12 protein-coding genes and 1 other RNA gene are annotated in these 13,345 nt (G+C 70.8%); 7 read left to right on the plus strand and 6 right to left on the minus strand.

From position 1 onward, the window contains the following. Positions 1–59: 59 nt before the first annotated feature. Positions 60–866, minus strand: a complete 807-nt coding sequence (yaaA, locus tag ABZ070_RS02800) for a peroxide stress protein YaaA (RefSeq protein WP_356629181.1) — start codon at positions 864–866, stop codon at positions 60–62. Positions 867–977: 111 nt separating this feature from the next. Here yaaA and ABZ070_RS02805 point away from each other — a divergent pair, with 111 nt between their 5' ends. Beyond that, the gene (locus ABZ070_RS02805) at positions 978–2,420 is read left to right on the plus strand and encodes an RNB domain-containing ribonuclease (protein ID WP_356629183.1); all 1,443 of its coding nucleotides are present in this window, start codon (positions 978–980) and stop codon (positions 2,418–2,420) included. Here the strand turns inward: ABZ070_RS02805 and ABZ070_RS02810 are convergent. Continuing rightward, positions 2,407–3,237: a hypothetical protein gene (locus ABZ070_RS02810; RefSeq protein ID WP_356629185.1), complete on the minus strand. Its 831-nt coding sequence runs from the start codon at positions 3,235–3,237 to the stop codon at positions 2,407–2,409. The two genes, ABZ070_RS02805 and ABZ070_RS02810, sit on opposite strands and share 14 nt — an antisense overlap. Further along, entirely contained in the window at positions 3,234–4,025 is a 792-nt protein-coding gene (locus tag ABZ070_RS02815; protein WP_356629187.1) for a MerR family transcriptional regulator, read from the minus strand. The genes ABZ070_RS02810 and ABZ070_RS02815 overlap by 4 nt, the downstream gene beginning before the upstream one ends. A 76-nt stretch (positions 4,026–4,101) precedes the next feature. On the opposite strand from ABZ070_RS02815, the gene rnpB reads away from it, so the two are divergent. Continuing rightward, positions 4,102–4,512, plus strand: an RNA gene (gene rnpB / locus ABZ070_RS02820) — RNase P RNA component class A. Positions 4,513–4,814: 302 nt separating this feature from the next. Here the strand turns inward: rnpB and ABZ070_RS02825 are convergent. Next, positions 4,815–5,804 carry a TerC family protein gene (locus ABZ070_RS02825; protein ID WP_356629189.1) on the minus strand — a complete coding sequence of 330 codons (990 nt, stop codon included), beginning with the start codon at positions 5,802–5,804 and terminating at the stop codon, positions 4,815–4,817. A 183-nt stretch (positions 5,805–5,987) separates the two neighbouring features. Here ABZ070_RS02825 and ABZ070_RS02830 point away from each other — a divergent pair, with 183 nt between their 5' ends. Beyond that, positions 5,988–6,884, plus strand: a complete 897-nt coding sequence (locus ABZ070_RS02830) for a slipin family protein (RefSeq protein WP_356629191.1) — start codon at positions 5,988–5,990, stop codon at positions 6,882–6,884. A 118-nt stretch (positions 6,885–7,002) separates the two neighbouring features. Here the strand turns inward: ABZ070_RS02830 and ABZ070_RS02835 are convergent, their stop codons facing one another. Then, on the minus strand, positions 7,003–7,461 hold the full coding sequence (locus ABZ070_RS02835; protein ID WP_356629193.1) for a TIGR03618 family F420-dependent PPOX class oxidoreductase: 459 nt from the start codon (positions 7,459–7,461) through the stop codon (positions 7,003–7,005). A 46-nt stretch (positions 7,462–7,507) separates the two neighbouring features. Next, entirely contained in the window at positions 7,508–8,302 is a 795-nt protein-coding gene (locus ABZ070_RS02840; RefSeq protein ID WP_356629195.1) for an SDR family oxidoreductase, read from the minus strand. 132 nt (positions 8,303–8,434) lie between these two features. Here ABZ070_RS02840 and ABZ070_RS02845 point away from each other — a divergent pair, with 132 nt between their 5' ends. The 4 genes from ABZ070_RS02845 to ABZ070_RS02860 all read left to right on the plus strand — a co-directional run bounded on the left by ABZ070_RS02845 (position 8,435) and on the right by ABZ070_RS02860 (position 13,258). After that, positions 8,435–10,066 (plus strand): alkaline phosphatase D family protein, encoded by a 1,632-nt coding sequence (locus ABZ070_RS02845; protein ID WP_356629196.1) that lies wholly within the window; start codon positions 8,435–8,437, stop codon positions 10,064–10,066. Positions 10,067–10,197: 131 nt separating this feature from the next. Beyond that, positions 10,198–11,544: a Bcr/CflA family multidrug efflux MFS transporter gene (locus ABZ070_RS02850; protein ID WP_356629198.1), complete on the plus strand. Its 1,347-nt coding sequence runs from the start codon at positions 10,198–10,200 to the stop codon at positions 11,542–11,544. A gap of 34 nt (positions 11,545–11,578) precedes the next feature. Then, entirely contained in the window at positions 11,579–12,574 is a 996-nt protein-coding gene (locus ABZ070_RS02855; RefSeq protein ID WP_356629200.1) for a small ribosomal subunit Rsm22 family protein, read from the plus strand. A gap of 66 nt (positions 12,575–12,640) precedes the next feature. Next, positions 12,641–13,258 (plus strand): TetR/AcrR family transcriptional regulator, encoded by a 618-nt coding sequence (locus tag ABZ070_RS02860; RefSeq protein ID WP_356629202.1) that lies wholly within the window; start codon positions 12,641–12,643, stop codon positions 13,256–13,258. Positions 13,259–13,345 lie beyond the last annotated feature (87 nt).

Here is a 13,345-nt window from a genome sequence, read left to right on the forward strand (position 1 = left end):
CGCCCATCCTGCCCGGAGGCAGGCAACATCCGCAACGAGCGTTGCGCGCTGCGCAACGCTCAGTGGATCTCCGACACCACGACGTCCAGAACCCACGGCTTGCCGCCCTTCGCCGGGGCCTCGGCCTCGACCCTGTAACCGAGGTCCCGCAGCGCCTCGACCAGCGCCTCGGGGTTCTTCGGCGCGGCGCCCGCCTCCAGCAGGCTCCGTACGATCCGGCCCTTGGTCGCCTTGTTGAAGTGACTGACCACCGATCGCTTCTCGACTCCGGTCGATTCGTCGATCCGCGCATGCAGGACCCGCACCGTCGCGGTGCGCCCCGCCACCTCCCCCTTCGGCCTCCACGCCGCCGCGTACGCGGACGAACGCAGGTCCAGCACCAGTCCGTTCCCGGCGGCCTCCGGAAGGACCGACTCCATCGGGCCCCGCCAGTACGCCCCCAGTGCGCCGAGCCCCGGCAGCTTCACGCCCATCGAGCAGCGGTACGACGGGATGCGGTCACCGATCCGCACGGCGCCCCACAGGCCGGAGAACACCAGCAGCGACTGCCGGGCCCGTCGGCGCGTCGCAGCGTCCAGCGTGGCCAGGCCCAGTGCGTCGTACAGGACGCCCGTGTAGATCTCGCCCGCCGGGCGCGTGCCCGCCGTCCGCAGCTCCACGTTCTTCGCGATCTCGCCGCGCAGCCCCTCGCTCAGGCCGAGGACCTGCTGCGCCTTCGCCTCGTCGGCGACGCACAGCTCGACCAGCTCGTCCAGCACCGCCGCCCGCGCTTTTGCCAGGCCCGGCAGCGACAGCGACTCGGGCTTCAGCGGGGACCCGCGGCCGGAATCGGCCTTGCCCTCCGACGGCGGCAGCAGCACGAGCACGACAGGTCTCCTTCACGGCGTACGGGGGAGGGGGTGCGGCCCCCGCGCCAGCCTACAAAGCGGCGAGCCCCTCAAAATGCCACGGCCCCCGCCCGGCCCTACGCTCGGTCCATGCCCCGCCGCCAGACGAACGTGACCGGCGCAGCCGAGGCCCCGCTGCGCGCCGCCCTGTGTGAGCTGCGCACGACTCTCGACGTACCGGGTGACTTCCCGGCAGCCGTCCTCGCAGAGGCCGAGGCCGCCGCCGTGGCGCCTCGGCTGCCTTCGGAGGACGCCACGGACATCCCCTTCTTCACCATCGACCCGCCCGGCTCCGTCGACCTCGACCAGGCGATGCACCTGGCCCGGCGGCGCGGCGGCGGCTTCCGCGTCCACTACGCGATCGCCGATGTGGCCGCCTTCGTGGCGCCCGGCTGTGCGCTGGACGCCGAGGCCCACCGCCGCGTACAGACCCTCTACTTCCCCGACGCGAAGGTCCCCCTCCATCCGCCCCGCCTCTCCGAAGGCGCCGCCAGCCTGCTGCCGGACCAGACCGCGCCCGCCCTGCTGTGGCGGATCGATCTCGACGCCGAGGGGCGGACCGTCGCGGCTCACGTGCGCCGGGCGCTGGTACGGAGCCGGGCCAGGCTCGACTACGACGGCGTCCAGCGTCGGATCGACTCCGGCAGCGCGGAGGAGCCACTCGCTCTCCTCAGGGACATCGGGACCCTGCGCGAGGCGCTCGAGGTCGAACGCGGCGGGATCTCCCTGTCAGTGCCCGAGCAGGAGATCGCGCAACGGGACGGCGGATACGTGCTCGAATACCGGGCGCCGCTCCCCGCCGACGGCTGGAACGCCCAGATCTCGCTCCTCACGGGCATGGCGGCCGCCGAGCTGATGAGTGCCTGTGGCAGCGGGATCCTGCGCACTCTCCCGACCGCCCCCGACGGCGCGGTGGCACGGCTGCGCCGCTCGGCGACGGCGCTGCACGTCCAGTGGCCGCACCACGTCTCGTACGCGGAGCTCGTCCGCTCCCTCGACCCGCACGAGCCGCGCCACGCCGCCTTCCTCCAGGAGTGCACGACCCTGCTGCGCGGCGCCGGGTACACGGCGTTCACGGGCGGGGTGCTGCCGGTGCCGGCCGTGCACGCGGCCGTCGCGGCCAAGTACACGCACTGCACCGCGCCGCTGCGGCGGCTCGTCGACCGTTACGCGGGCGAGCTGTGCGTCGCGGCCGTGGCGGGGCGGGAACCGCCGCACTGGGTGACCGCCGCCCTGGACGCGCTCCCCAAGGAGATGGCCGAGGGGTCGCGGCGGGCCAACACCGTCGAGCGCGAGTGCGTCGACATCGTCGAGGCGATCGTGCTGCGCGAGCGCGTCGGCGAGCTCTTCGACGGCGTCGTCGTGGACGTGAAGGACAACGATCCGGCGGTGGGCACCGTCCACCTCGAGGACCCGGCGGTCGTGGCGCGGGTCGAGGGCGACGGCGCGGCGCTGCCCCTGGGGGAGCGGCTGCGGGTACGCCTCGCGGAGGCGGACCCGCTCCGGGCGAAGGTCCGGTTCACGCCGGCGTGACCGGAGCCTTTCCCGCACACTCCCCGTTCGTCACCTCCCGCAGGGTCTTGGCGAAGGCCCGGGCGTCGTCGGCGTGCACCCGCACCGTGCGGACCGGCCGCTGTCCGCCCAGCAGACCGACGTGGACCACCGGCTCGGACAGCTCCAGCGTCACCGACGTCTGCGAGGCGACCTGCAGGTCAAGTTCGCCGTCCCGTTTCTCGTGGGTGAAGCGCAGTTCGTGGCGGACGTCGGCGATCCGCTCCAGCGGTATGAGCAGGTCCACGTGCCCGGCCTGGCGGAGCCGCAGCGTCTTCGCCGACAAAACGTGGGGGCGGGTGACGGAGGCGGCCTGGATCCCGAGCATGAACAGCACCGTGTAGACGTCCAAGACGAGCAGCACGGCGTGCACGGCCGGCCAGTGCCTCAGCAGATACGACACGGCCACGGTCTCCACGACGCAGACGAGCGTGAAGCCGTACATCAGCGCCGCCTGGTCGCGGGCGTGCCCGAAGGAACGGTCACCCGGTCCGACGCCGTGGCGCCGCCGCGAGACCCAGAGCCACAGGCTGTACATCAGCCGCAGTTCATGCCCCACGAGCCGCAGCACGGATACGGGCACCAGCTCGGACACCGCCTCCCGCCGGGTCAGGCCCTTCCTGCGCAGCCGGAGATAGGCGAACCCTTCGGCGGCGAGCAGCAGCGCCATGGCGGCCTCGGCGACGGCGAGCACGGCCATCGGGATGCGTACCCCGCCCACCAGGCATGTCGCGAGCAGCACCTCCGCGGGCAGCACCGCGTACGCGATCGTCCGCAGCGCCTTCAGTAGCAGGCTCACCGGACACGCTCCACGACCAGTTCCAGAGCACGGGTCAGTACAGCGGCCTGCGCGGGGGAGAAGTCCGCGAAGAAGGCATCCATGAAACCGGCTCCCGACGTGCCCGGCGCCTCACCGGTGTCCAGACGGACCCCGACGTCGTCGGGCAGCATGTCGGCGAGCGTCCGCGCCGCGCTCTCGACCCGCGGGTCGGCCGGATCCACCTCCGCGAGGGCGTCGAGCTCCTCGTACAGCGCGTACGCGCGGTCCACGGCGCCGGGGGCCTCCATCATCCGCCGCATCTCCCCCATCAGGCGCTGCTGCTCCTCGTGCGGTGCCACGGTGTCGATCAGCGCCAGCAGCTCGCGGTCCCTGGCGGCGATCGACGGCTCCGGCCCCGGCCGGTCGGCGGAGGCGCGAGCCATGTCGGCGAGCAGCGCCGCCAGCTGCGGCGACACCGGCCCCTCCGCGGGCAGTTGCCCGCTCCGGGCCTGCTCGAGCAGCGGGGTCAGCCGCTCCCGTCGCTCATGGATCAGTGCCTCCTGCCGCCCCAGGTCGGCATCGAGCTCCTCGAGCACCTCGACAAGATCGCGGCCCCGGTCGTCGGCGAGCACGTCCCGCACCTCGTCGAGACCGAGCCCCAGCTCGGCGAGACGCCGGATCCGCGCGAGGAGCACCGCGTCGCGCAGGGTGTAGTCCCGGTACCCGTTGCCCCGGCGCACCGGTTCGGGCAGCAGCCCCAGATGGTGGTAGTGCCTGACGGCCCGCGTGGTCACCCCGACGAGCGCGGCGATCTCTCCGATTCGCATGCCACCAGTAGAAACGTTGACGCTGCGACAAGGTCAAGCTCGCCGGAACGGCAGGTAGCATGGTCGACACGGCAGACGAGCCGGGCGGGCGGCCGCGTGAGGATCGGCAACGATCTTCCCGAGGAACGTCCGGGCTCCACAGGGCAGGGTGGTGGGTAACGCCCACCCGGGGTGACCCGCGGGACAGTGCCACAGAAAACAGACCGCCGGGGACCTCGGTCCCCGGTAAGGGTGAAACGGTGGTGTAAGAGACCACCAGCGCCTGAGGTGACTCAGGCGGCTAGGTAAACCCCACCTGGAGCAAGGTCAAGAGGGGCCGCCTCTCGCAAGAGGGCGGTCCTGCGCGGACGCATGAGGGCTGCCCGCCCGAGTCCGCGGGTAGACCGCACGAGGCCGGCGGCAACGCCGGTCCTAGATGGATGGCCGTCGCCCCGACGACCGCGAGGTCCCGGGCGCACAGAACCCGGCGTACAGCCCGACTCGTCTGCCGCCTTCGCGCCGGCCCCCGGCCGTCCCGGGTCGGTCGCCGTGTTCAGTCGGCCTCCTGATGCCGATCCTCCGGCTTCTGCGACTGCGGCTCTGACACGTGTGCGGAGCAGCGGGGATTTCCGCACGGATCCGGGACCCATACGGGAACGAATACCCCGAGGGACTTGTGCTTCTTGATCGTCGCCGTAACGGGCTGCCTGCAGACGGGGCACTTGTGTGACGCCTGCGTACCGCCCTGACGCATCACTTTGACCATTTCTTTACGATAGGTCCTTACCGGCGAGTCGGGCAGTGGTCTCCTCATTCTCCTTTGCCCTCGGGCGGTCGGCCGCGGGCGGGCTCGGCATCGCGTTCGGCCTTGGCGGGTCGTCGCAGACTCATGGTGATGGAGATGGTCAGGACCACGACGATCACCCCGAGGCTGATCGGCGACGGGATTTCGGGAATTCCGGTGCTGATCATCTTGTGCGACGCCTGAAGGATGAGCTTCACGCCGATGAAGGACAGGATGACCGCAAGGCCCTTGTTCAGGTAGCGGAACCGGTCGAGCAGCCCCGCGAGCAGGAAGTACAGAGCCCGCAGGCCGAGAATGGCGAAGGCGTTGCTGGTGTAGACGATGAAGGCGTCGTCGCTGACCGCGAGTACGGCCGGAACGCTGTCCACGGCGAAGATCAGGTCGGCCGCCTCGATGGCGGCCACCACCGCGAGGAGCGGCGTGGCCATGAGCTTGCCGGCCTCCTTGACGAAGAACTTCGGGCCCGCGTACTCCTCACGTACCGGCATGACCTTGCGCAGCAGGCGTACCGCGAAACTCCGTCCCGGATCGAACTTCTCGTCCTCCTCCCTGAGAATCTTGTAGCTGCTGTAGAAGAGGATCGCCGCGAAGGCGAACAGCACAGCGGTGAAGCGACTGACCACCGCCACCCCGAGGGACAGGAAAATTCCGCGGAAGAGCAGTGCGCCGATGACGCCCAGAAACAGCACCCGGTGCTGATACTCCCGTGGCACTTTGAAGTACGCGAAGATCAGCGCGAAGACGAAGAGGTTGTCGACCGACAGGCTCTTCTCGAGAAGCCATGCGGTGGTGTATTCCGTTCCCGCCGTCGGGCCGAGGACCAGAAACACGACGACGGCGAAGACGATCGCGAGGCCGATCCACAGTCCGCTCCAGAGCGCCGCTTCCCTGAATCCGATGACATGGGCGCTGCGGTGGGACAGCAGGTCCACCGCCAGCGACAGCACCACGGTCGCGGCGAAAGTCCCCCAAAGCCAGAACGGCACATCGAGCACGCTGAATCCTCACCGTGGTTCCGCGGGCTGTCTCGGGCCTTATACAGGAGTGTGCGGCATTTCGCCCCGTGGCGCGCCGGGACAAGGAGTGCCGGCGGCAGAGACCCGTCGCCCGGAGGGTCAAGCGATGGCAAATATGGGCATACCGCTTACGGGTGTTCATTCCGCGGGAAGGCGGCCGTCATGGTGCAGGAACTGCTGGCAGCGCTGGCCGTGGCGGGCGCGGGCGCAGTCATGTATGTGCTCAGTGCTGCGCGGGTCGTCAAGCAGTACGAGCGAGGGGTGGTCCTGCGCTTCGGCCGGCTGCACAGGCAGATACGCAACCCCGGATTCACCATGGTGATCCCGGTCGTCGACCACATGCACAAGGTCAACATGCAGATCGTGACCATGCCGGTGCCCGCGCAGGACGGCATCACCCGGGACAACGTCACGGTCCGCGTGGACGCCGTCATCTACTTCAAAGTCGTCGACCCGGCCGACGCGATCATCCGTGTCGAGGACTACCGCTTCGCCGTTTCCCAGATGGCGCAGACCTCGCTGCGCTCGATTCTCGGCAAGAGCGAACTGGACGATCTGCTCTCCAACCGCGAGAAGCTGAACGAGGGCCTTGAACTGATGATGGACAGCCCCGCCGTCGAGTGGGGCGTCACCATCGACCGCGTCGAGATCAAGGACGTCTCCCTGCCGGAGACGATGAAGCGGTCGATGGCCCGGCAGGCCGAGGCGGACCGTGAGCGCCGGGCCCGCGTCATCAACGCCGACGCGGAGCTGCAGGCGTCCAGGAAACTGGCGGAAGCGGCCGGTGTGATGGCCGATCAGCCCGCGGCGCTGCAGCTGCGGCTGCTGCAGACGGTGGTGGCCGTCGCCGCCGAGAAGAACTCGACTCTGGTCCTGCCCTTCCCCGTCGAGCTGCTGCGCTTCCTCGAGAAGGCCACCCCGCCCCAGGTCGCACAGGCGGCCCAGGCCGCACAGAAAGCGGTCCGGGCCGCCGCCCCGAAGCCGGAGAGCCCTCCGACCGCCTTCGACGGACCCGCACCCGAAGCCGTGCCTGACAAGGAGCGCCTCGCCCCTGCGTGAGGAACCGCCCCCGCGGAGGTAGGGGGCGCCGGCCCCAGGACCTCTCATTCGGATCGCGCCGAGCCAGGCCTGATCGAATCGCGCCCACACTGATCCGGCCTGAGTCAAACGAAAGACCCTAGCCTTCGATGTCGAGCGCCGTCCCGTAGAGCCGCTGCACCGTGAGGCGGATGACCACGCGGCGTTCCGCGACCTGCTGGGTCAGGAACGCCGCCGGGTCCTGCGGCTTCGCGGCCTCCGGCAGCATCGAGAGCAGTTCGCGTCCCACCGCGTCGCCCGGCTCGGTTGTGACGGCGGAGACCTCCGCCTCGCCCTCCGCGACGGCGAACGACCACACGTCGGGGCCCTGCACATGCACGGCGGCCCGGGTATCGCGGCTCAGGTGCTGGGGCTTGACCCGGTCGGCGGTGGTGGAGAACCGGACGACGCGGGTCGCCGGGTCCCAGTGGTAGAGCATCGTCGTCAGGTGCGGATGACCGCTGCGCTTGTTCGTGGCGAGCGTGCCGAACTGCTGCTTGCCCAGCAGGTCGACGAGCGCTTCGTCGGAGAGCGGCCGGGGCGCGGGTCCTTGAGTCATGGTCGCCTCAACTCCCTTGCCCCGTACGGCATTCCCGTCCGCTCGCTCAGCCCCTGCCGATGAACGGCATGTTCGTCGCCAGCACCGTCGCGAACTGCACGTTCGCCTCCAGCGGCAGCTCCGCCATGTGGCGCACGGTCCGCGCCACGTCGCCCGCCTCCATCACCGGCTCCGGCGCCAGTTCGCCGTTCGCCTGGAGGACACCCGCCTGCATGGCCTTCGTCATGTCCGTGGCCGCGTTGCCGATGTCGATCTGGCCGCAGGCGATCGAATACGGCCGGCCGTCCAGCGACAGTGACTTTGTCAGGCCCGTCAGCGCATGCTTGGTCGCGGTGTACGGCGCCGAGTTGGGGCGCGGGGTGTGCGCCGAGATCGAGCCGTTGTTGATGATCCGGCCGCCCTGCGGAGTCTGGTCCTTCATCTGGTGGAACGCCGCCTGCGCGCACAGGAAGGCGCCCGTCAGGTTGGTGTCGACCACCTTGAGCCACGCCGAGTACGGCAGGTCCTCGAAAGGGATGCCACCGGGGCCGAACGTGCCCGCGTTGTTGAAGAGCAGATCCACCCGGCCGTAGTGCTCGCGGACCGCAGCGAAGAGCGCGGTCACCGCTTCCGGGTCCGTTACGTCCGTCGGTACGCACAGTACGTCGGCGTCGAGGCCGGCGAGCGCCGCGGTCTCCTCGAGCGTCTCACTGCGCCGTCCGGCGAGTGCCACTGCCCAATTCGGGCCAATGCGCGAACCGGTGGCCGTGTCCTGCCCGCTTTGTGCCAGTTCCAGTGCCACGCTCCGGCCGATGCCGGAGCCGGCACCCGTCACCACGGCAATCCTTCGTGCAGCGTTCATGGCCCGCAGCGTACGCGTAGGTGACCTCCGCGGATCTCATCCGACCGCCATGCGGATGTCGTGTCCGTGACAGCACGGATTCGTCGGCTCCGACTCCAATGCGACTGACAACAGCCGTCAGGGGAGGGCCATATGACACCCGCGCACCGCACCCACTCGCCCGCACTCAGAGCTGCGGCAGCCCGGCACCTCGGCCGCCGTACCTTCCTCACCGCCACGTCCGCCGCAGCCGCGCTCGCCTTCGCGGTGAACATGCCCGGCACCGCGCACGCCAAGACCATCAACGGCAGGAAGATCACCGAGGACCCCTTCACCCTCGGCGTCGCCTCCGGCGACCCCCGGCCCGACTCCGTCGTACTGTGGACGCGCCTCGCGCCGAAGCCGTACGAATCGGGCAGCGGACTCCCGCAGGCCAATGTCCAGGTCCGGTGGGAGGTCGCGTACGACGCCGGCTTCGCCAAGATCGCGAAACGCGGCTCGGTCACCGCCTTCCCCGAGTTCAACCACAGCGTCCACGTGGAGGCCGTCGGCCTCGAGGCGGACCGCGTCTACTACTACCGCTTCCGCACCGGCACCTGGATCAGTCCCACCGGCCGCACCCGCACCGCGCCCGCCCCCGGCGCCGTCCTCAGCGAACTGAAGCTCGCCGCCGTGTCCTGCCAGGCCTACCACGACGGCTACTTCACCGCGTACAAGCACCTGGCCGACGAGGACCTCGACGTCGTCTTCCACCTCGGCGACTACCTCTACGAGTACGCCGTGAACTCCGCCGGCGGCGCCCGCAACTACAGCGACCGCGTCCTTCCCGCCCACTTCAACCGGGAGACGGTCACGCTCGAGGACTACCGGCTGCGCTACGGCCTCTACAAGTCGGACCCGGACCTGCAGGCCGCCCACGCCGCACACCCCTTCGTCGTCTCCTGGGACGACCACGAGACCGAGAACAACTACGCCGACGAGATCCCGGAGAACGGTGTACCGCCGGAGGAGTTCCTGCTGCGCAGGGCCTCCGCCTACCGCGCCTACTGGGAGAACCAGCCGCTGCGCGCCCCGCAGCAGCCCAGCGGCCCGGACATGCAGCTGTACCGCCGGCTGCACTTCGGGCAGCTCGCGCAGTTCGACGTGCTGGACACCCGCCAGTACCGCTCCGACCAGGCGTACGGCGACAGGGCGCACGTCCCCGGCCCCGAGTCCGAGGACCCGGCGCGCACGATGACCGGCGCGCAGCAGGAGCGCTGGCTGATCGACGGCTGGCGCGCCTCCACGGCCGTGTGGAACGTCGTGCCGCAGCAGGTCAACTTCTCCCAGCGCAAGCTCGACCTCAACGAGGTCGCCAAGGTCAGCATGGACGCCTGGGACGGCTACCCGGCCTCCCGCGACCGCATCCTGGACGGCGCCGAGTCGGCGGGCGTCCGCAACCTGATGGTCCTCACCGGCGATGTGCACGTCGCGTACGCCTACGACATCAAACGCGACTACGAGACGCCCGGCGCCAAGGTCGTGGGCACCGAGATCGTCGCCACCTCCGTCTCCAGCGGCAAGGACGGTGCCGACCGGCCGGCCACCTGGGACACCTACACCCGGGCCAACCCGCACATGAAGTTCTACAACGGCCGCCGCGGCTATGTGACGATCGCCCTCGGAGAGCAGCAGGCGCGCGCCGACTTCCGCACGGTCGGGGCCGTCACCACACCGGGCGCGCCCGTCTCCACGACGGCCTCGTTCGTGACCGAGGCGGGCAACCCCGGTCTCGAGCAGGTGTGACCAGCGGTCGGATGCGACCCCCGACCGGGTCGGGGGTCGCCCGCCCCACTTCACGCGTTCGCGCCGGAAAGGTGTCGATCGATTCGGAGGAGCTGAGAGCATTGGTGTGACAAGAGGATGAGGAGCTGTCGATGCCGGAGAGCGGCCAGAGCACGCAAGGACACATATCCGACGCCGGACCGGCATCCGACCCCTCGCCCCCTGCTGCGCCTCCTGCCCCTCCTGGGCCGTCGGCTCCCGTGGCCCCGGTGGCCGTGGGCGCCGGCGCCGCCCGCCGGGCCGGGCTCGTCGTCACCCTGGTCCTCGGTGGCCTCACCGCGCTGCCGCCGCTGTCCATGGACATGTACCTCCCGGCGCTGCCCGCCGTCACCGACTCGCTGCACGCACCCGCCGCGACCGTCCAGCTCACTCTCACCGCATGCCTCGCCGGCATGGCCCTCGGGCAGCTCGTCGTCGGACCGATGAGCGACAAGTGGGGCCGCCGCGGACCGCTGCTCGCCGGCATGCTCGTCTACGTCGTCGCCACCGCCATCTGCGCCTTCGCCCCGACCGTCGACATGCTCATCGCCTTCCGCCTGCTGCAGGGCCTCGCCGGAGCGGCCGGCATCGTCATCGCCCGCGCCATGGTGCGCGACCTCTACGACGGCGTGGAGATGGCCAGGTTCTTCTCCACCCTGATGCTGATCTCCGGCGTCGCGCCCGTCATCGCCCCGCTCATCGGCGGCCAGGTGCTGCGGATCACCGACTGGCGCGGCATCTTCGTCGTGCTGACCGGCGTCGGCGTCCTGCTCACGCTTGTGGTGGTGAAGTGGCTCGGCGAGACCCTGCCCGTGGAGAAACGGCACAGCGGTGGAGTCGTCGAGGCGCTGCGCACCATGCGCGGACTGCTGGCGGACCGGGTCTTCACCGGCTACGTGCTCACCGGCGGGCTCGCCTTCGCCGCGCTGTTCGCGTACATCTCGGCGTCGCCTTTTGTTGTGCAGGAGATCTACGGAGCCTCGCCGCAGACGTTCAGCCTGCTCTTCGGAATCAACTCGGTGGGCCTGATCGCCGTCGGCCAGATCAACGGAAAACTGCTCGTGGGGCGGGTCAGTCTCGACAAGGCGCTCGGGCTCGGCCTCGCGGTGATCGCCCTCGCGGCGACGGCGCTGCTGCTGCTGACGTCCGGTGTCTTCGGCGAGGTCGGACTGGTCCCGGTCGCGGCGGGCCTGTTCGTACTGATGTCGGCGATGGGCCTCGCGATGCCCAACACGAACGCCCTGGCGCTGATGCGTACGCCGCACGCCGCGGGGTCGGCGTCGGCACTGATCGGCACGTCGTCGTTCCTGATCGGCGCGATCGCGTCGCCGCTGGTGGGGATCGCGGGCGAAGGGACGGCGATGCCGATGGCCGTGGTCCAGACGGCGTGTGCGACGGGGGCGGTGGCGTGCTTCGTGCTGCTGTGCAGGCCGTGGCGCGGGAGGGCGGAGGCGGTCTGAGCAGGCGGGGAGTGGCCGCGCGTAGACTCTCCCGGTGAACGCCGTCGCCGCCCCCACCGCCGAGACCCTGCGCAGCGCCCTCGCCGGGCTGCTGGACGGGCTGCCGCCCACGCAGGCCGCACAGGCCGTCGAGCGGCTGATCGCCAATTACCGGGGCACCACCCCCACCGACGCCCCCGTGCTGCGGGACCGGTCGGACGTCGCCGCGTACGCCGCGTACCGGATGCCGGCGACGTTCGAGGCGGTGAGGGCCGCCCTGGCGGGGCTGCGGGCGGCCGCACCGGAATGGACCCCCGGCACGCACACCGACATCGGCGGCGGCACGGGCGCGGCGAGCTGGGCGGTCGCCGACGCGTGGGACGAAGCGGCGCCGAGCACGACCGTGCTGGACTGGGCCGAGCCCGCGCTCGCACTCGGCCGGGAACTGGCCGTCGCCTCCCATGTGCCCTCCCTCCGCGCCGCCAGCTGGCAGCGCTCACGGATCAGCTCGGCGCTCCGAATCGAGAGCACCGATCTCGTGACCGTCTCCTACGTCCTGAAGGAGCTCACCCCCGCCGACCGCGCCGCGGTCGTCGCCGAGGCCGCCCGCGCCGCCCAGGCCGTGGTCATCGTCGAGCCCGGCACCCCGGACGGTTACGAGCGCATCATCGAGGCCCGTGAGGCACTGATCGCCGCCGGGCTGCGCGTCGCCGCACCCTGCCCGCACAGCGCCGCATGCCCGATCGAGCCCGGATCCGACTGGTGCCACTTCGCCGCCCGCGTCTCCCGGTCCTCCCTGCACCGGCAGATCAAGGGCGGCTCGCTGCCGTACGAGGACGAGAAATTCAGTTACGTCGCAGCGACCCGCTTCCCGGTGGATCCGGCCGGCGCCCGGGTGACCCGCAAGCCTCAGATCCGCAAGGGCCTGGTGCTGCTCGACCTCTGCACCGAGGGAGAGGGCCTGCGCCGGGACACGGTGACCAAGCGGCACGGGGTGCGCTACAAGGAGGCCCGCGGCGCGGCGTGGGGCGACGCCTGGCCGACGGACTGACGCTCCCGGGCCGTCGCACGACCGGCAGGCGAGACGGCTCGTCTCGTTGAATGCTAGATTGCCGTCATGTCCGCGACGAAGGCACCCGACTCCTCCCGGCGCAGCGAACGCTCCCGCCGCGCGATCTACGACGCCGCCCTCGCCCTCGTCGGTGAGATCGGCTACGCGAAGACGACCATCGAGGGCATCGCCGCCCGCGCCGGAGTGGGCAAGCAGACCATCTACCGCTGGTGGCCCTCCAAGGGCGCCGTCCTGCTGGAGGCCTTCCTCGACATGGCGGAGCAGGCCGCCGAGGCCGCCGGCCCCGACGGGTACGTGCTGCCCGACACCGGCGACCTCGAGGCCGACCTCCGCGTCGTGCTGCGCGCCACCGTCGACGAGATGAACACCCCCGTCTACGACGCCCCCGCCCGCGCGCTCGCCGCCGAGGGCGTGGTCAACGCCGACGCCGGCGCCCAGTTCGTCGAAAGGCTTCTCGAGCCCCAGCTCCAGCTGTACGTCACACGGTTGCGCGCCGGCCAGGAGGCCGGGCAGGTGCGCGCCGGGATCGACCTGCGCATCGCCCTCGAGCTGTTCACCGGACCGCTCGCGCACCGCTGGCTGCTGCGCACCCTGCCGCTCACCCACGAGTACGCCGACAAGGTCGTGGACTACGCCGTGAACGGCCTCGCCCCGCGCGGCTGAGCCTGCCCCCGGGCCGCCGGGAAGACACCGGGAGCCACCCCGGTTGGGGACTGTGGCCACCCAGGGAGCAGGATGGTGGGACCATGG

The organism is Streptomyces sp. NPDC006283, from assembly GCF_040613325.1.
Taxonomy (GTDB): domain Bacteria; phylum Actinomycetota; class Actinomycetes; order Streptomycetales; family Streptomycetaceae; genus Streptomyces.

What these genes read in the sequence shown, in the direction of transcription:
- ABZ070_RS02805 (WP_356629183.1), top strand. Translation starts at nt 978, where the DNA reads ATGCCCCGCCGCCAGACGAACGTGACCGGCGCAGCCGAGGCCCCGCTG.
- ABZ070_RS02815 (WP_356629187.1), bottom strand. Translation starts at nt 4,025, where the DNA reads ATGCGAATCGGAGAGATCGCCGCGCTCGTCGGGGTGACCACGCGGGCC.
- ABZ070_RS02830 (WP_356629191.1), top strand. Translation starts at nt 5,988, where the DNA reads ATGGTGCAGGAACTGCTGGCAGCGCTGGCCGTGGCGGGCGCGGGCGCA.
- ABZ070_RS02835 (WP_356629193.1), bottom strand. Translation starts at nt 7,461, where the DNA reads ATGACTCAAGGACCCGCGCCCCGGCCGCTCTCCGACGAAGCGCTCGTC.
- ABZ070_RS02840 (WP_356629195.1), bottom strand. Translation starts at nt 8,302, where the DNA reads ATGAACGCTGCACGAAGGATTGCCGTGGTGACGGGTGCCGGCTCCGGC.
- ABZ070_RS02845 (WP_356629196.1), top strand. Translation starts at nt 8,435, where the DNA reads ATGACACCCGCGCACCGCACCCACTCGCCCGCACTCAGAGCTGCGGCA.
- ABZ070_RS02850 (WP_356629198.1), top strand. Translation starts at nt 10,198, where the DNA reads ATGCCGGAGAGCGGCCAGAGCACGCAAGGACACATATCCGACGCCGGA.
- ABZ070_RS02860 (WP_356629202.1), top strand. Translation starts at nt 12,641, where the DNA reads ATGTCCGCGACGAAGGCACCCGACTCCTCCCGGCGCAGCGAACGCTCC.